Below are 21,922 nucleotides of genomic sequence, written 5' to 3' on the forward strand. Positions count from 1 at the left end.
CCGCTTTCCCGCGTTCGACGTGCAGCAGGGCGGCCCGCGCCGCGCCGCGCGCAGGCGCGCACCGGAGGCCCGACGGTGCTTAGAGCGACGGAACCCGCGCGTTCGGCGGACCTCGTCGTGTTCAACGGCAAGATCGCGACCCAGGACGAACAGCGCTCGTTCGTCCGTGCGCTCGCCGTGAAGGACGGGACCATCGTCGCGACCGGCGACGATCGCGACGTGCTGCGCCATGCGCACGACGACACCGCCTGTATCGACCTGCACGGCCGTACCGTGATTCCGGGCCTGATCGACGCGCACCTGCAGGCGATTCGCGGCGGCATGAACTTCAACCTCGAGGTGCGCTGGGACGGCGTGCCGTCGCTGGCCGACGCGCTCGAGCTGCTGGGCCGGCAGGTACGACGCACGCCCGCGCCGCACTGGGCGCGCGTGGCGGGCGGCTGGACCGCGCTGCAGTTCGCGGAAAAGCGCGGGCCGACGACGGCCGAGCTCAACGCGATCGCACCCGACACGCCGGTATTCGTCCAGCATCTGGCCGACAGTGCGTGGCTGAATGCGGCCGCGCTGCGCGCGCTCGGCTACGGGCGAGACACGCCCGATCCGCCCGGCGGCGAACTGCGGCGCGACCGCCATGGGCGGCCGACCGGGCTGCTGCTCGCGCGTCCGGACCCGGCGGTGCTGGGCGCGGTGCTCGCCCGCGCGCCGACGCTCGATGCGGCCGACCGGGTCAACTCGACGCGGCAGTTCATGCACGCGCTGAACCGCGTCGGCGTGACGAGCGCGATCGACGCCGGCGGCGACGGCCTCGCGTATCCGGACGACTATGCGGCGGTCGCGACGCTCGCGCGGCGCGGCGAATTGACGACGCGCATCGCCTATGCGCTGGGCGCGCGGCACGCGGGCCGGGAGCTCGACGACTTCGCGAAATGGATCGCGCTGACCGCGCCCGGCGACGGCGACGCGTTCCTGCGCGCGAGCGGCGCGGGCGAGCGATTGCTGTTCTCGGCGGTCGATCTCGGGAATTTCCTCGAACCGCGCGTCGAGTTGCCCGCGTCCGTCGAGGTCGAACTGGCGGCCGTCGTCCGGCTGCTCGTGCATCATCGCTGGCCGTTCCGGCTCCAGGCGACCTACGACGAATCGATCGGCCGCTTCCTCGACGTGTTCGAAGCGGTGGACCGCGACACGCCGTTCGACGGGCTGCGCTGGTGCTTCGACCGCTGCGAGACGATTTCGGACGCCAATGTCGCGCGGGTCGCTGCGCTGGGCGGCGGCATCACCGTGCAGCCGCGCATGGCGTTCCAGGGCGAAGCGTTCATCGCGCGCCATGGAGCGGCGGCGGCCACGCGCGCGCCGCCGCTTCGCGCGATGCTCGCGGCCGGGCTGCCGGTCGGCGCGGGGTCCGGCGCGACGGGCGCGGCGAGCTACAACCCGTTCGTCGCGCTGTACTGGATGGTGTCGGGGCGCAGCGTGGGCGGCACCGCGCTGTACCCGGCGCGCAACCGGCTCGGCCGGATGGAGGCGCTGCGCCGCTACACGGTCGGCAGCGCGTGGTTCTCCGCGGACGAGCATCGCAAGGGCGCGCTGGTGCCCGGCCGGTATGCCGATTTCGCGGTGCTGAGCGACGATTACTTCACGATCGATGTGCGGCGCATCCCGACGCTGTCGTCGGTGCTGACGGTCGTCGACGGCAAGGTCGTGCACGCGGAACAGGAATTCTCGCCGCTTGCGCCGCCGCCGCCGCCCGTCAGCCCCGCGTGGTCGCCGGTCGCCGCAGGCGGCGCGGCCGGCGCGGCAGACGCCGACGTGCGCGACCGTTCGCATGCGTCGGCGGCGGGCGACGCGTGCGTGGTGCCCGGCGTCGATGCGTGCCGTGCGCGCGGTGATGGACGCCGCTTCGCGCGACCGCGCTATCCGACGGCAGGTGTGGCCGCGGAGCGCTGCGAAGCCTTCGGCCGCTGCTGCGTCGCGTGTTGAGCGGCGCGTGCCGGTGCGCGACGCGCTGCGCGCCGGGTGTCGCCGTGCATCGAACGATTTTCCGCCCCGTGCACGGGGCATGAAGGAGACAGGATGAATGTTGCGCACCCGCGCGCATCGGCCACCGGCGACGAAGTGGCCGGCGTGCGCATTCCGCGCACGCCGGTGACGGTCGAGGCCGCCGACGCGGCCCGCGCGTCGTTGCCCGCCGCGCTCGCCGCTCATGCGGCGCGCGTGTTCGTGTTCGCGTCGCTCGCCGCGCGGCGTGCAGGCGACGCGTGCGACGCCGACGCACTGTACGTCGCCGCGATGTACGCGAACATGGGATTGAGCCCGGCGTACTGCCGTTCGACCGAACGCTACGAGCTCGACGGCGCGGATGCCGCGCACGCGCTGCTGCTGCGGCATCGCCGGTCGCGGCGCATGCGCGACGACGTGTGGCACGCGGTCGCGCTGCATACGACGCCGGGCGTGGCCGCCCGCGCGTCGCCGCTTGCGCGCGCACTCGCGTGCGCCGTGTCGACGGACCTGATGGCGACCGACTTCGACGCCTATACCGCCGACGAACGCACGGCGCTGCTCGCGGCCTACCCGCGCGGCAGCGGTTTTCGCGAAGCGTATCTGGACATGGTCGCGCGCGGCGTCGAGCACCGGCCGCAGTCGACCTTCGGCACCTGGAGCGCGGACGTGCTCGAACGCGCGGACCCTGACTTTCATCGGCCGAATTTCTGCGGGCGCGTGCTGGGCGCGCGGTGGAACGATACGTGACGGCGCCGGCCCGGCGTGCGGCAGCCGGACGCACGGCCGGCCGCGGCACGCCGCCGCGCCCGGCGTGCGCGGGTCAGGCGGGCGATTGAGCCGCGTCGTGCCGCGCGTAGTCGACGTAGCCGGCGCGCTCGCCGCCGTACCAGCCGATCGACTTCGGCTCCGCGAGCGGTGCGCGGGCCGCGATGCGCTCGACCAGATCCGGATTCGCGATATACGCGCGGGCAAACGCGACGAGATCGGCGTCGCCCGCGTCGATCAGCGCGCTCGCCGCCTCCGGTGAAATGCCGCCGTTGACGATCAGCGTGCCGTGGAACGACCGGCGCGCGTGCTCGACGATGCGCGGCAGATCGGGTTCGCCGCTCCAGCCGTTGGTGTCGGCCGCGTGCAGATAGGCGACACCCGCCGCGTCGAGCATCCGGCCGACGTACGCCAGCGTCGCGTCCGGATCGGCGTCGCGCACGTTGTTGTATTTCGCGTACGGCGAGATGCGCACGCCGACGCGGCTCAGCGGCATCACGCCGCCGACCGCGTCGACGATTTCTTCCAGAAAGCGCGCGCGGTTCGCGACCGATCCGCCGTAGCGATCGTCGCGGCGGTTCAGCGTCGACGACAGGAACTGGTGCGGCAGGTAGCCGTTGGCCGCATGAATCTCGACGCCGTCGAAGCCCGCGACCATCGCGCGTGCCGCGGCCTGCCGGAATTCGTCGACGGTCGCGACGACTTCATCGGTCGTCATCGCGCGCGACGGCGTCGCATGAATCTTCGTGTAGTAGCCGTTCTGCAGCTGCGCCCAGACCTGCAACTGTTCGAGGTCGTCGTTCACGCCGGACGGCGACAGCGGCGCGGCGCCGCCGAGCAGCGTCAGCGAGCTGACGCGCCCGCCATGCCACAGCTGCGCGAAGATGCGCCCGCCGTTCGCATGGACGACATCGGTGACGATTTTCCAGGCGGCGGCCTGCGCATCGTCGACGAGGCCCGGCGTCAGCTCGAATGCGGCGGACGCCCGGCTGACGTTGGTGGCTTCGGTCACGATCAGGCCGGCCGACGCGCGCTGCGCGTAGTACTCGGCCATCAGTTCGGTGGGCAGCCCGCGCGACGGCGCGCGCGAGCGCGTCATCGGCCCCATCACGACGCGGTTCGGCAGCGCGAGGCCGCGCAGATCGTAAGCACTGAGCAGGGAAGACATGATGGACTCCTGTGGTTCGACGGAGGGCGGGGCGGCGGCGCGCCCCGCGAACGGATCGGTTCGGCGTGCGACGGCGGGTCAACCCGCGGCGTGGCGTTGCGCGTGCGGCCGCCCGACGAGCAGGTAGTGCGCGAGCGCGACGATCGGGAACGCGCCGGCCACCGCGGCGACGAGCGGCCAGCCGCCGTGCTCGTACAACGGGCTCGCGAGCGCGGAGCCGACGGCGCCGCCGACGAAGATGCTCGTCATGTACAGCGCATTCAGCCGGTTGCGGCTCGCCGCGTGCAGCGCATAGATCTCGCGCTGGCCGAGCACCATGTTCATCTGCACCGCGAAGTCGAGCACGATGCCGGTGACGACGAGCCCGTACAGGCCGGTGCCGTGCACGAACCCGACCGCATACGCGAGCGCGCCGGCGACGAGCGCGATCAGCGTCGCGCGCACCGTATGGCCGGCATCCGCCAGGCGCCCGGCCACCGGCGCCGAGGTCGCGCCGATCGCGCCGACCAGCGCGAACAGGCCGATCGCCGATTGCGACAACCCGTAGTGACGCGTCAGCTCGACGGGCACGGCGGTCCAGAACAGGCTGAACGACGCGAACATCAGGCCCTGGTAGAACGCGCGGTGGCGCAATACCGGCATCGTGCGGACGAGGTGCAGCAGCGAGCCGATCAGTTCGAAATAGGTCGCGCGATGATCGGGCTGGCGCGACGGAATCGTCAGCGCGAGCACGGCCGTGACGAGCGTCATCAGCACGGCCGCCGCCGCGAACACGAAGCGCCAGCCGAACGCGTCGGCCACGACGCTCGACAGCGGCCGCGCCAGCAGGATGCCGAGCAGCAGCCCGCTCGCGATGGTGCCGACGACGCGGCCGCGCGAATGGTCGGGCGCGAGATGTGCGGCGAGCGGCACGAGGATCTGCACGGCCACCGAGCTGAACCCGATCAGCAGCGAAATCGCGAGAAAGAGCCCGGGCGTGCGCACGAGCGCCGCCGCCGCGAGGCTCGCGATCGACACGACGGCCGTCACGATCATCAGCTTGCGGTTTTCGAGCAGGTCGCCGAGCGGCACGATGAAGAACAGCCCGAGCGCGTAGCCGATCTGCGTCAGCGACACGATCAGGCTCGCCGTGTTGCCGGACATGTGCAGGCCCGGCGCGATGAGCTCGGTGATCGGCTGCGCGTAGTACAGGTTCGCGACGATCGCGCCGCAACTGAACGCGAACAGCAGGATCAGCCCCTGCGTGAGCTTGACGCCGTGCGCGGGCGGCGCGAGCGGTGTTGAATCCGTTGACATGTCGACTCCTGGAAAAGGGAAGGGCCGGGCACCGGAGCGTCGCGCCGGCATGAAGGTCGCCTGGCCGCGATACGGTGCACCGCATTGCCGTCGATACTAGTGATCAATCGCTCAGGCCGGAATCGGGGCGCCGCGCAATCGAGCGTTGCGCGGCACGCAAAGGTGCCGCGCCGCGCGGGTTCAGCCGCGTTTGCCCTGCAGCGTCGGAATCTGCTCGAACAGGCCCGCGAGCCAGTCGACGAACACCTTCAGCTTGACCGGAATGTGGCGATTGGGCGGATACAGCACCGAGATCGGCCGGGCCGGCGCGTTGAAATCGGTCAGCACCTCGCGCAGCCGTCCCGATTTCAGGTAAGGCTCGACGAGGTACAGCGACGTCTTGATCAGGCCGATGCCGGCGACGCCGCACTCGATGTAGTTGTCCGCGTCGTTGACGGCCACCGTGCCGCACATCTGCACGATGCGCGGCTCGCCGTCGACGACGTAGTCCCACGGGCGCGGCCGCCCGGTGTCGGCCGAGATGTGACTGACCGCGACGTGCTGCGCGAGATCGTCGACGGTTTGCGGCTCGCCGCACCGCGCGAAATAGGCAGGCGAGCCGCACGTGCAGGTGGTCAGGCTGCCGATCCGCTTCGCGATCATGCCCGAATCATCGAGCGCGCCGATGCGCACCACGCAGTCGACTCCTTCGCCGACGAGGTCGATCTGCCGGTCGGTCACGCCGAGTTCGAGCATGATGTCCGGATGGGCGTCGAGAAACGCCGGCAGCGCGGGCACCACGACCTGCTTCGCCATCGCGGGCGGCAGGTTCACCTTCAGCCGGCCGCGCGGCACGTTGCGGGCCTGCGAGACCGACGCCTCCATGTCGTCGATCTCGCGCAGCACCGCGACGGAACGTTCGTAGTAGGCCTGACCGTCCTCGGTCAGCGAGATGCGCCGCGTGGTGCGGTTCAGCAGCCGGCAGCCGAGATGCTGCTCGAGTGCGCTCAGCAGCGCGGACACGCGCGGCGTGGTGAGGCCGGTCGTGTCGGAGGCGCGCGTGAAGCTGCCGGTTTCGACGATGCGCGTGAACACGCGCATCGAAAGCAAGGTATCCATCGTCGGAAGTTCTCCAGCCGGTCGGCATGCGGCGCCGGTGCGTGCCGGCGCCGTCTTGTCTCATGTCGGATACAGGGGGTGCGTAGCGGGGTGATCGACCCGCTAGGCGTCGATGCGCTTTCTCAGCGCGTCGCCGGCGAACGGCATTTCGCGCATGCGCTGCCCGGTCGCGTCGAAGATCGCGTTGGCCAGCGCGCCGGCGGTCGGCCCCATCGACGCCTCGGCCGCGCCGAGAAACGGCGCGCCGGGGCGATTGACCAGATGGACCTTCACGTTCTGCGGCGCGGCCGAGAAGCGCAGGATCGGGTAGCTGCTCCAGTCGAAGCTGCGGATGCGCTCGGTGTCGTACTTCAGCGCCTCGTACAGCGTCCAGCTCGCGGCCTGCACGATGCCGCCCTCGATCTGGTTGCGGATGCCGTCCGGCGACACGATCTGGCCCGCGTCGACGGCGGCTTCCGCGTGTTCGAGCGTCACCTGGCCGGTTTCCGGCACGACCGATACCTCGACCGCGATCGCGACGTAGGCCATCAGGTTCTTGTACTTGCCGAACGCGAAGCCGACGCCGCGGTTGCGCGCGCGCGGAGGCCGCGGCCAGCCGAAGTGCTTCGCGGTGAGCTGGATCACCTGCCGTGCGCGATGGTCTTCCATGTGACGCAGCCGGAATTCGACCGGATCGACGCCGGCCGCGTGCGCGAGCTCGTCCATGAAGCTCTCGATCGCCCAGACGTTGGTGTGCGCGCCGAGCGAGCGCATCGCGGACGTCTGCAGCGGCATCGTCGGCGAGAAGTTGTTGACGATGTGCTGGTTCGGCAGCGCGTACAGCGGGATCGCGTTGCGGTCGCCGCCACCCTCCGGCTGCAGCATCGGCGTCGACGGCGCGGGCACGAACGGCGGCTCGAGCATGCGCGCGGGCAGCAGCCGGCCGGCGTTGACGATCCGCTCGTTGTGCGAACTGCTCCACAACGCATAGTTCCAGTCGACGATGCGGCCGCCCGCATCGAGCGACGCGCTGACCTCGGTCACCATCGCGGGCGTGAAGTGATCCCACGTGTGTTCCTGTTCGCGCATCCATTGCACGCGAATCGGCTTGCCCGGCATCGCGGCGGCGATCAGCGCGGCGTGCGCGGCCGCGTCGTCCGCCGCGTTGTGGCCGTAGCAGCCGGAGCCCTCGGTGTGAATGCAGCGCACGCTCGCCTTCGGCATCGACAGCATCTCCGCGAGCGCGTCGCGCAGCGGGTAGACGCCCTGCGAGTGGGTCCACACCGTCATCATCCCGTTCTCGAGATGCGCGACCGAACACGACGGCCCGATCGACCCGTGCAGCAGGTAGTTCTTCAGGAACGTCGCGTTCAGCGTCTTCACGGCCGGCGCGGTGGCCGCATGCGTGTTCGCGATCTCGATGCGCTGCGTCGAGATCCGTTTCAGGTCCGCGTGCACGGTGCCGCGCTCGGGCAGCTTGCGGCCCGGCGACCAGCGGCAGCCGGCGGCGAGCGCGCGCTGCGCGACCACCGCCTGCCACTCGCCCTGCGCGACCACCGCGAGCATGCTGCCGTTGCGCACGATCCGCACGACGCCCGGCAGCTTCAGGATCGCGGCTTCGTCGAACGACAGCAGCGTCGCGTCGTACACCGGCGGCATCACGACCCGTGCGTGCAGCATGCCGGGCAGCTGCATGTCCTGCACGTAGCTGACGCCGCCCGTGACCTTGTTCGGGATGTCGACGCGCGGCAGCGACGTGCCGATCACGGCGAACGTCGCCGGGTTCTTCAAAGGCGACGTGGGCGCGGCATTGCGATGCAGGTCGACCGTGCGGATCGCGTCGCCGTAGGTCATCGTGCGGCCATCCGGTGCCTTGATCACCGCGTCGGCGGTCGTCAGCACGCGCGGATCGACGCCGAAGCGTTTCGCCGCGCCTTCCACCAGCAGTGCGCGCACCTGCGCGGTCGCGTTCAGCAGCGCGGAGCCGCTGTCGGCCATCGTATGGCTGCCGGCGGTCAGTCCTTCGTCCGGCGACGCGCCGGTGTCGGCGGTCAGGAACGTGATCAGCGACGGCTTCATGTCGAGTTCCTCGGCGGCCACCTGCAGCAGCGCGGTGCGCACGCCGGTGCCGAGCTCGACCTTGCCGGTAAACACGGTGACCTTGCCGTCGGGCGCGATCTTGACCCACGCGTCGAGCAGCGGATTGGTCTTCAGGCTGCCGGCGAGCGCCTGGGTGGCCTTCGCCACGTGCACGGCCGCGCCTTCGTCGGCGATCACCAGCTGCGCGGCCGCGCGCGACGCGGGCGCGAGACTGAACGCGACGAACAGCGCGCCGGAGACGATGAAGTGCCGGCGGCCTTCGTCGATGTCGTCGTGGGAATTCATCACAGCCCCTTGCTGATCGTGACGGGAGCGGAAGCGGGCTCGGGGGCCGGCAGCCCCGCGACCGAGCGCACCGCCGCGAGAATTCGCATGTGCGTGCCGCAGCGGCACAGGTTCGGTTCCATGTGCGTGCGCAGTTCCTGTTCGGTCGGCTTCGGATTGCGTTCGAGCAGCGCCTGCGCGCGCATGATCATCCCGGCGATGCAGTAGCCGCACTGCGCGGCCTGGTGCTCGATGAACGCGCGTTGCAGCGGGCCCGGATGCTCGACGGTGCCGAGGCTCTCGATGGTCCGCACGCTGCGCGCGCCGACCGCGGCCACCGGCATCAGGCACGAGAAGGTCGGCTTGCCGTCGACGATCACGGTGCAGGCGCCGCATTGGCCGAGGCCGCAGCCGAACTTCGCGCCGTGCAGGTGCAGGTCGTTGCGCAGCGCGTACAGCAGCGGCGTGGACGGATCGATGTCCAGCGTGTGCCGCACGCCGTTGACGGTGAGGGTAATCATCGTGCGGTGTCCTCTTTTCTGAGCTTCGCGGCCATCGCGTCGACGCCCGGCCACGCGGGACGATCGGTATAGGTCTCGCGCACGTACGCGGCGAGATCGGCGATCTGCGCGTCGTCGTACTGGTCGATGAACGACGGCATGTAGTTGAGCGTGTCCTCGCCGTGCCAGCCGATGCCGTTGAACATCATCTGGATCGCGTTGCGCGGCGTATCGGCGTTGACCGCCGTGCTGAACGAAAGCGTCGGCCGCTCGCCGATCGACTGCATCGGCGCGGCCGGCCCGTGGCACTGCGCGCACGACGCCTGGAACAGCGTCGCGCCGCGTTGCGCGGCCGGCGTCGTCGCGGCGCGTTCGCCAGCGGCCGTTGCCGTGGCCGCCCGCGCGTTCGCCGGCTTCTGGATCGACAGGATGTAGGTGGCGATCGCCTCGACGTCCTCCACCGGCACCGTCGCGAGGTCGCGCGTGACCGGCAGCATCGGGCCGGCCGCCGCGCCGTGCTCGCTCGCGCGGCCGGTGCGCAGGTAGGTGACGAGCTGCGCCTGCGTCCACGGCCGCGCTGCCTGGCCGAGCGCATTGAGCGGCGGCGCTTCCCAGCCGTCGACGATGCCGCCGTCGAACGCGCGGCCGCGCTGCTCGCCGCCGATCGCGTTCAGCGGCGAATGGCACGACGCGCAGTGGCCGAGCCCGTCGACGAGCATCCTGCCGCGGTTCCATTGCGCGGACTGCGCGGGGTCCGGCTGATACGCGCCTTCGCGCAGAAACAGCACGTTCCAGAACGCGACCAGCGGGCGGAAGTTCAGCGGAAAGATCAGGTCGTTGGCGGGCGCCGTCGCGTGGACCGGTTCACGCGTCATCAGGTACGCGTACGCGGCGGCGATGTCGTCGTCCGACATTCGCGTGAAATGAATGTACGGAAACGCCGGGTAGAGCGGCTGGCCGTTACGTCCGATGCCGGTGCGCAGCGCGCGGGCGAACGCATCGCGCGACCAGCGGCCGATCCCCGTTTCGGCGTCCGGCGTGATGTTGGTCGCGTAGATCGTGCCGAACGGCGTCGCGAGCGGCAGCCCGCCCGCGAACGGCTTGCCGTCCTTCGCGGTGTGGCACACGATGCAGTCGCCGAGCGCGACGACGCGCGCGCCGGCGCGTACCAGTTGCGGATCGAACGACGCGGGGGCGGGCGGATCGATCGGCGCGATCGACGGCCGCACCATGATGCCGATCGCGACCGCGAGGCCGACGACCGCGATGCCGGCCGCGCCGAACCAGAGTCGTTTGTGCTTCATGCGTGCTCCGGGCGACGCGGTGCGCCGCAAGTGATGCGAGGCGCGGCGACACCGGACGATGAGTGTCGGCCGTGCGGGGTCGTCCGATGCGGCCGCGAGCGTGTTGCCGAGCGGCGGTGATTGGCGGCGGGGATCAAGTTGTCACTCCAGCAGTCGATAACGGGCGCACGCGCCGTTCTGCGCGGCAGCTCATGAACGGCAGTCTACGCAGAGGCCGCTTCCATTGCCTGAAGCGGCGCTGAAACGTTCTGAACGGTGTCCGGCCCCGGATCGGCCGGGGTTCGGCGCCGGCGACCGATGACGGACACGCTATGTCACGGCCGCCCCGCACGTCGTGTCATGACGGAACTTCGCCCGCGACGACTTCGTCCGCGTAGCACCAGATCCAGCGCTCGCCGGGCTCGATCGAGCGGACGAGCCGGTGGCCGGTGTCATGGAAATGCCGGCTCGCGTGGCGATTCGGCGACGAGTCGCAGCAGCCGACGTGTCCGCAGACCAGGCACATCCGCAAGTGCACCCAGCGGCTGCCCGATTTGATGCATTCCTCACAGTAGTCCTTGTCGGTGTCGAACACGCGTGCTTCGTCGAGATGCGTACAGGCGTTGGCCATCTTGCGCTCCGATGCCGGCGCGGGAGCGACGCTTGCGGCGGGGCCGGCGCGAGGCCGCAAGCGGGACGGATACGCGACATTGTGCGGCGTGGCGGCGCGGCCGGACCTTAATTGTCATGAAGCGGCCCGCGCGGCGCGTGCCGGCGGCGTACAGTCGCGAATGCGTCCGGCCAGGTCGCGGCACCGGCCGGGCCGCGTCCGACATCGACATCATCGGGAGGCGTTCATGGAGCAATCGCAACACGTGCGGATCGTCGGCCTGCCGCGCAGCCGGGACGCGTACGCGATCCGCGATTTCCTGCAGCGGCGCATGATCGCGTACGACTGGTGCGAGCTGACATCCGACGCCGATTGCGCGCAGGTGCTCGGCATCGCGCCGCTGCGCGACATCCGGCTGCCGGTCGTGATCTTTCCGGACGGCTCGCGCCTGTACCAGCCGACCCTGGCCGAGATCGCCGCGCGGCTCGGCTGGGTCGCGCGCCCGCGCTTCGTCGAATACGACGTGTCGATCTACGGCGCGGGGCCGGCCGGGCTGTCGGCGGCGGTCTACGCGGCGTCCGAAGGGCTGCGCGCGGTCGTGATCGAGCGCGGTGCGATCGGCGGGCAGGCCGGCACGAGTTCGCTGATCGAGAACTACATGGGCTTCCCCGACGGCATCCCGGGCGCGGAGCTCGCGGAACGCGCGCGCGAGCAGGCGGTGAAGTTCGGCGTCGAGCTGCTGACGATGCGCGAGGGCGTGCATGCGACGTTCGTCGACGGCAAGATCCGCGTCGAGCTCGCCGACGGGTCGATCCTGATCGCCCGCGCGAACATCTGCGCGACCGGCATCGAATATCGCAGCCTCGGGTTGCCGGAGGAACCGGCGTTTCTCAACGCGGGGCTGTTCTACGGCGCCGGGTCGAGCGAAGCGCCGATGTGCGCGGGCGAGCAGGTCTTCATCGTCGGCGGCGGCAATTCGGCCGGCCAGGCCGCGATGAACTTCTCGCGGCATGCGCGTCAGGTGACGATGCTCGTGCGCGGCGCGTCGCTCGCCGACACGCTGTCGCGCTACCTGATCGACCGGATCGAACGCACGCCGAACATCGAGGTCCGCTACGGGTCGAGCGTCGCCGCGCTGCACGGCGACGGCTGGCTCGACGCGATCGAGCTTCGTTCGGCGGACGGCACGCGCGAACGGTTGCCGGCCACGCGCCTGTTCGTGTGCATCGGCGGCGCGCCGAATACCGACTGGGCGAAGGACACCGACATCATTCGCAATCCGGACGGTTATCTCGTGACCGGCGGCGATCTGTACGATTGTCCGGCGTTCGAGCGCGTGTGGCCGCTCGAGCGCCGGCCGTACCACCTGGAAACCAGCGTGCCGGGATCGTTCGCGGCGGGCGACGTGCGATCGGGATCGGTCAAGCGCGTCGCGTCGGCGGTCGGCGAAGGCGCGATGGCCGTGACCTTCGTGCACCGGTTTCTCGGCGAGGATGCGCATCGGCTCGCGCGCGCGTGACGCGCTCGCGGGTCGTTCGATGCCTTCATCGCGCGTCGGCTTGCGTCGCGTCGCGCAACTGGCCCCGGCCGGCGCGTACCGGCGGCGTCCACCCGCCGCCCAATGCACGCACGAGGCTCACCGTCGCGACGGCCAGCGCCTGCCGGCTGTGAATCAGCTGGCGCCGCGCATTCAGTGCGTCGCGATCGGCGTCGATGACTTCCAGATAGCTGACGTACCCATGCGCGTAGCGGCTCAGCGATAGCCGCGCCGCCGCGTCCGTCGTGCGCGCCGCGCTGTCGTAGCGCACGATCCGCTCCTTTTGCGCGGCGATGTCGTTGAGCGCATCCTGCACGTCGCGCAACGCGCCGATCGCGGTCGCGCGATAGTCGGCGTCGGCGACGTTCGTGCCGGCTCGCGCGGCGGCCACCGCGGCATCGCGCTTGCCGCCGTCGAACAGCGTCAGCGCGACGTTCGCGCCGAGACTCCACAACGAGCTGTTGCGGTCGAGAAACGAGCGCAGGTCGCGGGTGGCGAAACCGCCGTCGGCGGTCAGTGTCAGCGTCGGCAGCCACGCGGTGCGCGCGATGCCCAGTTCGAGCGACGCCGCATCGGCGCGCCGCGCCGCCGCGAATACGTCCGGGCGTTGGGCGAGCAGCGCGGACGGCAGCCCGGCCGGCACCTCCGGCACCTGCACGGGCACGGGCACGGCGCCCGCGTCGACGTCGAACGCGGTCGGCGACACGCCGGTCAGCACTGCAATGGCGTCGACGAGGTTCTCGCGCAGCCGGCGGCTCTCCGCGAGATCGGCATGCGCGGTATCGAGATCGGCCGCTGCGCGCAGCCCGTCGAGATCGCTGGCCGCGCCGGCCCGCACGCGGGCGGCGATCACGTCGAGCGCGGTGCGCCGCAGCCCGATCGCGCGCGTGAGCGTCACGAGATCGTCGTCGACGTAGCGCAGCGTCAGGTAGTCGACGGCCACTTCGGTCGCCACCCGCAGACGCACCGCATCGCGATCGGCCGCCGCTTGCAGCAGGTTCTGTTCGCCGACGTCGGCATCGCCGCGCAAGCGGCCCCATAGATCGACTTCGTAGCTCGCGGCGACGGGCACCGACCAGTTGTGCATCGTGCGCTTCGGCAGCGCGTTGTCGACCGTGCCGGACACCCGTGTGCGGCTGAACGACGGGTCGACGCGCACGGTCGGCGCCAGCGCGGCTTCGCGCACGCCGAGCAGCGCCTGCGCCTGGTCGACGCGCGCGGCCGCCGCGCGGATGTCGAGGTTGTGCGCGAGCGCGGCGTCGACGAGGCGGCCGAGCTGCGGGTCACCGAACCACGCGGGCCATGCGGCGAGCGACGGTGCGTGCGCATCGGTCGCCGGATCGGCATGGCGGAACCGGTCGGTTTCGACCGGGACGGGCGCGAGCGGCTGCGGCGGGATCGAGCACGCGGCCAGCAGGCTCGCGGCGAGCAGGGCGAAGACGCGCGTCATCGCGATTCGCTGCCGGGCTGCAGCGTGACGACGACCGACAGCCCGGGACGGATGCGCGGCTCCGTCGCGGCCGGACCGTCGAGCAGGATCTTCACGGGCACGCGCTGCGTGACCTTCGTGAAATTGCCGGTCGCGTTGTCGGGCGGCAGCAGCGCGAACTGCGCGCCGGTCGCGGGCGACAGGCTGTCGATGCGGCCGCTGAACGTGCGCTGCGGCAGCGCATCGAAGCGCAGTTGCACGGCGTCGCCGGCGCGCACGTGCCGCAGCTGCGTCTCGCGGAAATTGGCGACGATCCACGGATGCGGCTCGACCAGCGTGAGCAGCGCCTGGCCGGGCGCGACATGCTCGCCGGTCTCGACGGTCTTCTTGCCGACGTAGCCGTCCGACGGCGCGACGACCGTCGTGTAGCCGAGTTGCAGCAGCGCGTCGTGCAATTCGGCGTCGTTCTGGCTCGACGCGGCCTCGGCGGCCTGAGCGGCGGCGAGCGCGCTGCGCCGTTGCGCATCGGCCGCCGCGACGCGCGCGCGGGCGGACTTGCGGGCGGCATCGGCCGCATCGAATTCCTGCTTCGACAAGCCGCGCGGCGTCTCGCGGGTCAGTTCGCGTGCACGGGCGTAATCGAGTTCGGCCTTTTCGGCATCGGCGTGCGCCGACACGAGCGCCGCGTCCGCCTGCTCGATCAGCGCGCGTGCGCGGCTCGCATCGGCATGCGCCTGGGCGACGCGGGCGCGCTGCGCCGCGACGCGCACGTCGAAGTCGCGCCGGTCGATCTGCACGAGCGCGTCGCCCGCATGCACGAACTGGTTGTCGTCGACGAGCACGCGCTCGACCGTGCCGGCGACGCGCGGCGAGATCACGTGCAGGTGGCCGGTCACGTACGCGTCGTCGGTGCCGCGATCGCGGGCATCGAACTCGTACACGAGCAATGCGACGAGCAGCAGCGCGATCACGGCGATCGTGACGACGGCCAGCCGTCGGGAACGCGCGGGCGCAGCGGGCGACGGCGCGGGAGAGGGTGGGGTCATGATCGGCAAACTCCGTCGTACGGGCAGGATTCGACGCACCGCGTTATGCTTGCGCCAGCTTGATATGCGGGAGCCGCTCGACGATGAACACGACGTTCGCCACCGGCAGTGCCGTGCCGGCGCCGGCCGCAGGCCCGGCCTCCGACATTCCGACGTTTCGGTCGATCGCCGCGATCGCGGCCGTGCTGCTCGGCGCCATCATCGCGACGCTGACGTCGCGCATCACGTCGCTCGGGCTGGCCGACGTGCGCGGCGCGCTCGGCGTCGGCGTCGACGAAGGCGCGTGGATCAACACCGCGTTCACCGCGTCGCAGATGTTCGTCGGGCCGCTCGCGATCGCGGCGGCCTTCATGTTCGGCACGCGCCGCGTGCTGGTCGCGGGCGCCGTGGTGTTTCTCGGCGCGGAAAGCGTGCTGCCGCTGTGCACGCAATTCGGCGCGTTCATCGTGTGCCAGGCGATCGCGGGGCTCGCGTCCGGCGTGTTCGTGCCGTTGACGGTCGGCTTCGTCGTGCGCACGCTGCCGCCGCGGCTGATTCCGTTCGGCATCGCCGCGTATGCGATGAATCTGGAGATGTCGCTGAACCTGTCGGCCACGCTCGAAGGCTGGTACAGCGAACATCTGAGCTGGCGCTGGCTGTTCTGGCAGAACGCGGCGCTGACCGTGCCGTTCATCGCGTGCCTGATGCTGTCGCTCGCCGACGAGCCGATCAAGCGCTTTGCGTCCGGCATCGATGCGCGCGGGATGCTGCTCGGCGCGGGCGGCTTCGCGTGCCTGTGCATCGCGCTGGATCAGGGCGAGCGGCTGTTCTGGCTGCAGTCGCCGCTGATCGTCGCGTTGCTGGCCGCCGGCATCCTGATGATCGCCGCATTCCTGATCCACGAACTCGCGTCGCCGCGCGCCGGGCTGGATCTCGGCTACCTTGCGCGGCCCAACATCGCGCTGCTGATCGTGCTCGTCGGTCTCGTGCGCTTCACCGTGCTCAACACGAGCTTCATCCCGTCGCTGTTCCTCGCCAGCACGTACGGCCTGCGGCCGTTGCAGATCGGCGATACGCTGCGCTGGATCGCGATCCCGCAACTGCTGTTCGCGCCGTGCGTCGCGCTGTTGCTGCAGCGGGTCGATCCGCGCCGGCTGATCGTCGCCGGCTTCGCGATGGTGGCGATCGCGTTCGCGCTCGGGTCGCGGCTCACGCCGGTGTGGGCCGAGCCCGACTTCATCCCGTCGCAGCTGCTGCAGGCGCTCGGTCAGACGATGGCGCTCACGTCGGTGATCTTCTTCTTCGGCAAGCACGTGACGGCCGAGCACGCGTTGACGTTCGGCGCGGTCGTGCAGGCGACGCGCCTGCTGAGCGGGCAGCTCGGCACGACGTCGATCGCGGTGATTCAGCGGATCAGGGAGGCTACCCATTCGAATCTCGTCGGTCTGCATGTGTCGCTGTCGGATCCCGAAACACTCGAACGGCTGCGGGCCGGCGCGGCGTCGCTGGTCGCGCATGGCGCCACGTTCGCGACCGGCAACCAGGCGGCCTATGCGCTCGTCGATCGCGCGGTGCGCGTGCAGGCCACGACGCTCGCGCTGGCCGACAACTTCCGGGTGGCGATGGCGTTCGCGCTCGCCGGCGCGCTGCTCGGCATCCTGTTGCGCCCGGTGCGGGCGCCGTAAGTGTGGCACCGGGCGGTCTGAAATTTCCTGAAAAGTCCTGAACGGCGCGTCCGTCGCATCCGTCGCGGCGGCATGCGCGCCGCCGCGACGGACCGCGTGCTTACGCCTGCAGGAACGCAAGCAGCTCGGCGTTGATGCGATCGGCGTTCACGACGCACATGCCGTGCGAGCCGCCTTCGATCACCTTCAGCACCGCGTGCTTGACGATCTTCGACGACAGCCGGGCCGAATCGTCGATCGGCACGATCTGGTCGTCGTCGCCGTGCAGCACGAGCGTCGGCACGTCGATCTTCTTCAGGTCGTCGGTGTAGTCGACTTCCGAGAACTCCTTCACGCACAGGTACTGGCCGTGGATGCCGCCCATCATGCCCTGCGACCAGAATGCGTCGATGGTGCCCTGCGACACCTTCGCGTTCGGCCGGTTGAAGCCGAAGAACGGCACGGCGAGATCCTTGTAGAACTGCGAGCGGTTCTCCGCGACGTTCTTGCGGATGCCGTCGAACACGTCCATCGGCAAGCCGCCCGGATTGGTCGGCGACTTCACCATCTGCGGCGGCACCGCGCCGATCAGCACCGCCTTCGACACGCGCTTCGTGCCATGGCGGCCGATGTAGCGCGCGACTTCGCCGCCGCCGGTGGAGTGGCCGACGAGCGCGGCGTCGCGCACGTCGAGCGCGTCGAGCAGCGCGGCGAGATCGTCCGCGTACGTGTTCATGTCGTTGCCGCGCGACGGCTGGCCCGAACGGCCGTGGCCGCGGCGGTCGTGCGCGATCACGCGATAGCCGTGCTGCACGAGGAACAGCATCTGCGCGTCCCACGCGTCCGCGCACAGCGGCCAGCCGTGCGAGAACACGACCGGGCGGCCGCTGCCCCAATCCTTGAAGTAAATCTGCGTGCCGTCCTTGGTGGTGATCGTGTTCATCGTGTGCGCTCCAGGATGTGCGGAAGAGGGGCTGTGGGACGGCGTGCCGGCCGCGGCGGCCATGGCGGGCAGCGCGGCTGCCGCGACGGCCGTGGCGCCGGCGAGCAGCATGTCGCGGCGGCGGGCCGACGAAACGGCGTCGGTCTGTTCGGGATGCATCTGGACTCCTGAGGTATGCGGCGGCGAGGCCGCACGGGATGGCGGATCGGTGGCGGCTGGCCGCGGCCATCCCGCCCGGCAGCCGTCCGGCTTGCGTCGCCACGCGTCGACGGGGGCGCGCGGACGAACGAATGCCGTCGGGAGCGTAATCCGGCGCGGTGCGCGCCGTACTGAAATCCGGCTGAATTCTCTTGAACGCCGCGGCGCCGCCAACGGATTTGCCGCACTGCAGAAAAATTAAGCCCGCGACCGGGACTCTTCAGCGCACGGCGGCTATCGTCAGCATCGGGTCATCGGCATACGTCGCGCGCCACGCGAATGGAGCCGACCGGCCGCGCCGCCCGTCACCTGCCTGGATAAGCCGCCATGGACGCCTTCAATCGCTGGGAGCACATGATCACGTCGCTCGGACCGCTATCTGCCACGGGCGTCCGGATGCCGCCGATGCCGCGCACGCGAGAGACGGACGGCTCGCGTCGCCCGCATCGGGACGATGCGCCGGTGCCGTCGAGCGGCGACGTGCGCCGCCGCAGCGCGATCGTCGCCGTCGAGCGGCAGACCGATTCGTCGATGCTGGTGTCGTGGAGCGATCCGACACGCTGCCGCTACGACGAACAACGCTGGATCAGCGCGAAGGCGCGCAGGGTGGCGCGCTGCGCGCTCACCGGGCAACCGATCCGGGTCGGCGACGCGATCTACAAACCCCAGTGGCGTGGCGAGAAACGCCCCGCGAACTGCCGCGAGATGGTGCTCGCGACGGCGCTCGAGCAGTTCGTCGCCCGGCAGTCCCGGGCATGACGCGCCGCGCCGCACGCTTCGGCCGCGTTCGTAGGCGCGGCCTCCCTACTCGAAAGGAGCCTTCATGAGCACGTTCACCACCCGCGACGGCGTGTCGATCCACTACAAGGACTGGGGCAGCGGCCGCCCGGTCGTGTTCATTCATGGCTGGCCGCTGAATGCCGACATGTGGGACGTGCAGATGCATCATCTGGCGTCGCACGGCCTGCGCGGCATCGCGTACGACCGGCGCGGCTTCGGGCGCTCCGGCCAACCGTGGAGCGGCTACGACTACGACACGCTGGCCGACGATCTCGCGACGCTGCTCGAGACGCTCGACCTGCATGACGTGACGCTCGTCGGCTTTTCGATGGGCGGCGGCGAGGTGGCGCGCTACATCGGCCGGCACGGCACGCGCCGCATCGCGAAGGCGGTGCTGATCGGCTCCGTGACGCCGCTCGTCGCGCGCCGCGACGATCATCCGGAAGGCGTGGACGTCGCGGTATTCGACGGCATTCGCGCAGGCATCGTGGCCGATCGCGCGGCGTTCTTCGACGGCTTCTGGCCGCTCTTTACCGGTTCGAACCGCGGCGGCTCGACGGTGTCGCGCGCGGCGCTCGGCTGGACCTCCGTGATGGCGTTGCAGGGCGGGCTGAAGGGCACGCTCGAGTGCGTTCGCGCATTTTCCGAAACCGATTTCCGCGCCGACCTGCAACGGTTCGACGTGCCGACGCGCGTGATTCATGGCGACGACGATCAGACGGCGCCGCTCGCGCTGACCGGCGCCGCGACCGCGAAACTCGTGCCGAATGCGACGCTGAGCGTCTATGAACGCGGCCCGCATGCGCTGTACCTGACGCATGCGGCCAGGCTGAACGACGAATTGCTGGCGTTCGCGCAGGACTGAGCTCCGCGACGCCGATCGGCGGCGCGGGGCACGCGCCGCCCGTTTCGCGCGGCGCATCGCGCCGGCCGCGCAGGCAAATGAGCCGACGGATATTCGGCCGGCACGATAGAGGCGCCCGAAAATAAACCGGCCGTGCGAATCGAAAAGAAAATGCGCCGCATTTTTCCGCTCAAAAAATTTCGTCTGATATATCGAAATCGCATTCATGGACGCATGCACGATTTGCACATGAAACGTGCATGACCTCGCCGTATTTCGGTGCCTGGGCGGTAATCGGGCACAAAACAGCGCCGCCCGGCGGGACTTTTCGTCATTTCAAAAAATTCGAGCCGTTCATTCTGATAATTTGAATCATTCGACCATGCAAATACCGTAGCATTGATGCCGAACCGGCACCCGATTTCAGTGGGGCGCCGTTGAATGTCACCCTCAAGAAATTCTCATGATCCGGATTGGAACACTTCACGTTTTTCTCGACAGACGTGAAATTCGTTCGAACGGCAAGCTGCTGCGCATCGGCAGCCGCGCATTCGAAATTCTCGAGCTGTTGATTCGGGCGAACGGTGCGCTGGTATCGAAAGACGACATCATGCAGCGCGTATGGCCGCACACCGTGGTGGAGGAAAACAACCTGCAGGTGCACATCGCGTCGCTGCGCAAGGCGCTGGCCGGCGACCGCAACCTGATCGTGACGGTGCCGGGCCGCGGCTATCGGCTGGTCGCCGGGCAGGACGACGGCGACGCGCCCGTGCGTCCCGCGACGTGGCGGCCGTCCGCGGCGCCGAGCACGCTGTTCGGCCGCGAACAGACGGTCGCCGACGTGCTGGCCGCGCTGCAGGGCGCGCGCGTCGTGACGCTGGTCGGCGCGGGCGGCATCGGCAAGACGCGCGTCGCGATCGAAGCGGCGGCGCGCGCCGACGCACGCTTTCCGGAAGGCACCGTATTCGTTTCGCTCGCGACCGTCGCGTGTCCGCGCTTCGTGCCGGACGCGCTGGCCGGCGCGTTCGGCATCACGCAGCCGACCGGCTCGCTGACCCTCGAAGCGGTGCTCGCCAGCGTCGCACGTCGCCGGATGCTGCTCGTGCTCGACAATTGCGAGCACCTGCTCGACGCCGCCGCGCAGATCGCGAGCGCGCTCACCGATGCGGACGACGGGCTGTGCGTGCTCGCGACGAGCCGCGAATCGCTGCGCATCCACGGCGAGCGCGTGTGCCCGGTGCCGCCGCTCGACGTCCCCGATGAAGGCGCCGGCGATCGCGAGGCGATGAACGCCAGCGCGGTGCAGTTGTTCGCGGCGCGGGCGCGCGCGGCCGATCCGCGCTTTCCGCTCGACGCGCGCAGCCTGGCGTTGATGGCATCGGTCTGCCGTCGCCTCGATGGTCTGCCGCTCGCGATCGAGCTGGCGGCGGCCCGCGCCGCCGTGCTGGGCATCGACGTGCTGGCCGCCCATCTCGACGATCACTTTCGGCTGCTGACCGGCGGTTTTCGCACCGCGTTGCCGCGCCATCAGACGCTGCAGGCGATGTACGACTGGAGCTACCGGTTGCTCGGGGACGCCGAGCGCCTGCTGCTGCGATGGCTCGGCGTGTTTCGCGACGGCTTCTCGATCGAGGCCGTGCGCGAGGTCGTCGGTGCCAACGGGCCGGCCGGCGCCGATCTGCTCGATACGATCGCCGGCCTCGTGTCGAAATCGCTGGTGATCCTCGAGACCGCGCACGGCGTGCCGCGCTACCGGCTGCTGACGACCACGCGGGCCTACGCGCAACAGCAGCTCGACAGTCACGGCGAGGGCGCGGCCGCGGCGCGCGCGCACGCGACCTACTTCCTCGCGTTGTTCCGGCGCGCGGCCCACGATGGCGACGCGCCGGGCAGCGGGCCGGAGGGCGCGACCCGGCTCGATGCGGTCCGGCGCGAGCTCGGCAATCTGCGTGCCGCGCTCGACTGGGCATTTTCGGCGCAGGGCGACGCGGCGCTCGGCATCGCGCTCGCGGCCGTCGCGGTGCCGTGCCTGTTCGATCTGTCGCTCGTCGACGAATGTCGCGAGCGCGCGCGTGTCGCGCTCGATGCGATGCGCGACGCGGATGCAACCGGGGTGTCCGACGATGCACGCGTGCGGGTGCTGGCCGCGTATGCGGCGGCGCTCGCGCATACCGCAGGGTCGACGCAGGTCGTGCACGATGCGTGGTCGGAAGTGCACGCGCTCGGATTCGATGCGGCCGAGGCCGAACTGCCGTCGCGCGAGTCGTGACGCCGGCTTCGTGCGCGTCTCCCGTGTTTCAGAACGATTCAGCTCGGATACAGGACGGCGGCAGGCAGCGCGCGTAGATTGCCTGAACGGCGCGTGCCGACACCCCGTCGGCACGCGTGCACATCGACCACGTGCGCTCGCCGACGTCGCGCGATCCCGCTGAACGCCGGCGCGG

The 21,922-nt window shown here is 70.3% G+C and carries 17 protein-coding genes; 7 read left to right on the plus strand and 10 right to left on the minus strand.

What is annotated here, in order from left to right:
• Positions 1-75: 75 nt before the first annotated feature.
• On the plus strand, positions 76-1,974 hold the full coding sequence (locus SY91_RS32735; RefSeq protein ID WP_043888698.1) for an amidohydrolase: 1,899 nt from the start codon (positions 76-78) through the stop codon (positions 1,972-1,974).
• A gap of 93 nt (positions 1,975-2,067) precedes the next feature.
• Positions 2,068-2,742 carry a hypothetical protein gene (locus SY91_RS32740; RefSeq protein ID WP_023478103.1) on the plus strand — a complete coding sequence of 225 codons (675 nt, stop codon included), beginning with the start codon at positions 2,068-2,070 and terminating at the stop codon, positions 2,740-2,742.
• A 73-nt stretch (positions 2,743-2,815) separates the two neighbouring features.
• Here the strand turns inward: SY91_RS32740 and SY91_RS32745 are convergent, their stop codons facing one another.
• The 7 genes from SY91_RS32745 to SY91_RS32775 all read right to left on the minus strand — a co-directional run bounded on the left by SY91_RS32745 (position 2,816) and on the right by SY91_RS32775 (position 11,079).
• The gene (locus SY91_RS32745) at positions 2,816-3,928 is read right to left on the minus strand and encodes an alkene reductase (protein WP_185921463.1); all 1,113 of its coding nucleotides are present in this window, start codon (positions 3,926-3,928) and stop codon (positions 2,816-2,818) included.
• A gap of 78 nt (positions 3,929-4,006) precedes the next feature.
• Positions 4,007-5,224 (minus strand): MFS transporter, encoded by a 1,218-nt coding sequence (locus tag SY91_RS32750; protein ID WP_023478059.1) that lies wholly within the window; start codon positions 5,222-5,224, stop codon positions 4,007-4,009.
• 180 nt (positions 5,225-5,404) lie between these two features.
• A complete protein-coding gene (locus SY91_RS32755) occupies positions 5,405-6,322 on the minus strand; it encodes a LysR family transcriptional regulator (RefSeq protein ID WP_006481367.1) in 918 nt (305 codons plus the stop codon).
• A gap of 102 nt (positions 6,323-6,424) precedes the next feature.
• Positions 6,425-8,686, minus strand: coding sequence for a xanthine dehydrogenase family protein molybdopterin-binding subunit (locus SY91_RS32760; RefSeq protein WP_043888672.1), 2,262 nt, complete (start codon positions 8,684-8,686; stop codon positions 6,425-6,427).
• A complete protein-coding gene (locus tag SY91_RS32765; RefSeq protein WP_023478057.1) occupies positions 8,686-9,186 on the minus strand; it encodes a (2Fe-2S)-binding protein in 501 nt (166 codons plus the stop codon). The genes SY91_RS32760 and SY91_RS32765 overlap by 1 nt, the downstream gene beginning before the upstream one ends.
• Positions 9,183-10,469, minus strand: coding sequence for a c-type cytochrome (locus SY91_RS32770; protein ID WP_006481364.1), 1,287 nt, complete (start codon positions 10,467-10,469; stop codon positions 9,183-9,185). The genes SY91_RS32765 and SY91_RS32770 overlap by 4 nt, the downstream gene beginning before the upstream one ends.
• 337 nt (positions 10,470-10,806) lie before the next feature.
• Positions 10,807-11,079, minus strand: coding sequence for a ubiquitin carboxyl-terminal hydrolase 14 (locus SY91_RS32775; RefSeq protein ID WP_006481362.1), 273 nt, complete (start codon positions 11,077-11,079; stop codon positions 10,807-10,809).
• 226 nt (positions 11,080-11,305) lie between these two features.
• On the opposite strand from SY91_RS32775, the gene SY91_RS32780 reads away from it, so the two are divergent.
• A complete protein-coding gene (locus SY91_RS32780) occupies positions 11,306-12,577 on the plus strand; it encodes an NAD(P)/FAD-dependent oxidoreductase (RefSeq protein ID WP_023475985.1) in 1,272 nt (423 codons plus the stop codon).
• Between the two features lie 25 nt (positions 12,578-12,602).
• On the opposite strand, the gene SY91_RS32785 is transcribed toward SY91_RS32780, so the two are convergent.
• Together SY91_RS32785 and SY91_RS32790 are read right to left on the minus strand one after the other, a co-directional pair.
• Complete coding sequence (locus SY91_RS32785) at positions 12,603-14,045, minus strand: efflux transporter outer membrane subunit (RefSeq protein ID WP_023475984.1); 1,443 nt, start codon at positions 14,043-14,045, stop codon at positions 12,603-12,605.
• Complete coding sequence (locus tag SY91_RS32790) at positions 14,042-15,070, minus strand: HlyD family secretion protein (RefSeq protein WP_023475983.1); 1,029 nt, start codon at positions 15,068-15,070, stop codon at positions 14,042-14,044. The genes SY91_RS32785 and SY91_RS32790 overlap by 4 nt, the downstream gene beginning before the upstream one ends.
• 83 nt (positions 15,071-15,153) lie before the next feature.
• Between SY91_RS32790 and SY91_RS32795 the strand changes: the two genes are divergently transcribed.
• Positions 15,154-16,734 (plus strand): MFS transporter, encoded by a 1,581-nt coding sequence (locus tag SY91_RS32795; RefSeq protein ID WP_006481359.1) that lies wholly within the window; start codon positions 15,154-15,156, stop codon positions 16,732-16,734.
• Positions 16,735-16,834: 100 nt separating this feature from the next.
• Here the strand turns inward: SY91_RS32795 and SY91_RS32800 are convergent, their stop codons facing one another.
• Positions 16,835-17,815 carry an alpha/beta fold hydrolase gene (locus SY91_RS32800; RefSeq protein WP_023475982.1) on the minus strand — a complete coding sequence of 327 codons (981 nt, stop codon included), beginning with the start codon at positions 17,813-17,815 and terminating at the stop codon, positions 16,835-16,837.
• A gap of 366 nt (positions 17,816-18,181) precedes the next feature.
• On the opposite strand from SY91_RS32800, the gene SY91_RS32805 reads away from it, so the two are divergent.
• The 3 genes from SY91_RS32805 (at position 18,182) to SY91_RS32815 (ending at position 21,747) form a co-directional block, all read left to right on the plus strand.
• Positions 18,182-18,613 (plus strand): DUF3331 domain-containing protein, encoded by a 432-nt coding sequence (locus tag SY91_RS32805; RefSeq protein ID WP_006481357.1) that lies wholly within the window; start codon positions 18,182-18,184, stop codon positions 18,611-18,613.
• Positions 18,614-18,677: 64 nt separating this feature from the next.
• Positions 18,678-19,499 carry an alpha/beta fold hydrolase gene (locus SY91_RS32810; RefSeq protein ID WP_023475981.1) on the plus strand — a complete coding sequence of 274 codons (822 nt, stop codon included), beginning with the start codon at positions 18,678-18,680 and terminating at the stop codon, positions 19,497-19,499.
• A gap of 442 nt (positions 19,500-19,941) precedes the next feature.
• Entirely contained in the window at positions 19,942-21,747 is a 1,806-nt protein-coding gene (locus SY91_RS32815; RefSeq protein WP_006481355.1) for a winged helix-turn-helix domain-containing protein, read from the plus strand.
• Positions 21,748-21,922: the final 175 nt, after the last annotated feature.

This window comes from Burkholderia cenocepacia, assembly GCF_014211915.1.
Classification (GTDB): domain Bacteria; phylum Pseudomonadota; class Gammaproteobacteria; order Burkholderiales; family Burkholderiaceae; genus Burkholderia; species Burkholderia orbicola.

Bases quoted from the DNA above. Each gene is read 5' to 3' on its own strand.
- SY91_RS32740 (WP_023478103.1), top strand. From the start codon at position 2,068: ATGAATGTTGCGCACCCGCGCGCATCGGCCACCGGCGACGAAGTGGCC.
- SY91_RS32745 (WP_185921463.1), bottom strand. From the start codon at position 3,928: ATGTCTTCCCTGCTCAGTGCTTACGATCTGCGCGGCCTCGCGCTGCCG.
- SY91_RS32750 (WP_023478059.1), bottom strand. From the start codon at position 5,224: ATGTCAACGGATTCAACACCGCTCGCGCCGCCCGCGCACGGCGTCAAG.
- SY91_RS32755 (WP_006481367.1), bottom strand. From the start codon at position 6,322: ATGGATACCTTGCTTTCGATGCGCGTGTTCACGCGCATCGTCGAAACC.
- SY91_RS32760 (WP_043888672.1), bottom strand. From the start codon at position 8,686: ATGAATTCCCACGACGACATCGACGAAGGCCGCCGGCACTTCATCGTC.
- SY91_RS32765 (WP_023478057.1), bottom strand. From the start codon at position 9,186: ATGATTACCCTCACCGTCAACGGCGTGCGGCACACGCTGGACATCGAT.
- SY91_RS32770 (WP_006481364.1), bottom strand. From the start codon at position 10,469: ATGAAGCACAAACGACTCTGGTTCGGCGCGGCCGGCATCGCGGTCGTC.
- SY91_RS32775 (WP_006481362.1), bottom strand. From the start codon at position 11,079: ATGGCCAACGCCTGTACGCATCTCGACGAAGCACGCGTGTTCGACACC.
- SY91_RS32780 (WP_023475985.1), top strand. From the start codon at position 11,306: ATGGAGCAATCGCAACACGTGCGGATCGTCGGCCTGCCGCGCAGCCGG.
- SY91_RS32785 (WP_023475984.1), bottom strand. From the start codon at position 14,045: ATGACGCGCGTCTTCGCCCTGCTCGCCGCGAGCCTGCTGGCCGCGTGC.
- SY91_RS32790 (WP_023475983.1), bottom strand. From the start codon at position 15,070: ATGACCCCACCCTCTCCCGCGCCGTCGCCCGCTGCGCCCGCGCGTTCC.
- SY91_RS32795 (WP_006481359.1), top strand. From the start codon at position 15,154: ATGAACACGACGTTCGCCACCGGCAGTGCCGTGCCGGCGCCGGCCGCA.
- SY91_RS32800 (WP_023475982.1), bottom strand. From the start codon at position 17,815: ATGCATCCCGAACAGACCGACGCCGTTTCGTCGGCCCGCCGCCGCGAC.
- SY91_RS32805 (WP_006481357.1), top strand. From the start codon at position 18,182: ATGGACGCCTTCAATCGCTGGGAGCACATGATCACGTCGCTCGGACCG.
- SY91_RS32810 (WP_023475981.1), top strand. From the start codon at position 18,678: ATGAGCACGTTCACCACCCGCGACGGCGTGTCGATCCACTACAAGGAC.
- SY91_RS32815 (WP_006481355.1), top strand. From the start codon at position 19,942: ATGATCCGGATTGGAACACTTCACGTTTTTCTCGACAGACGTGAAATT.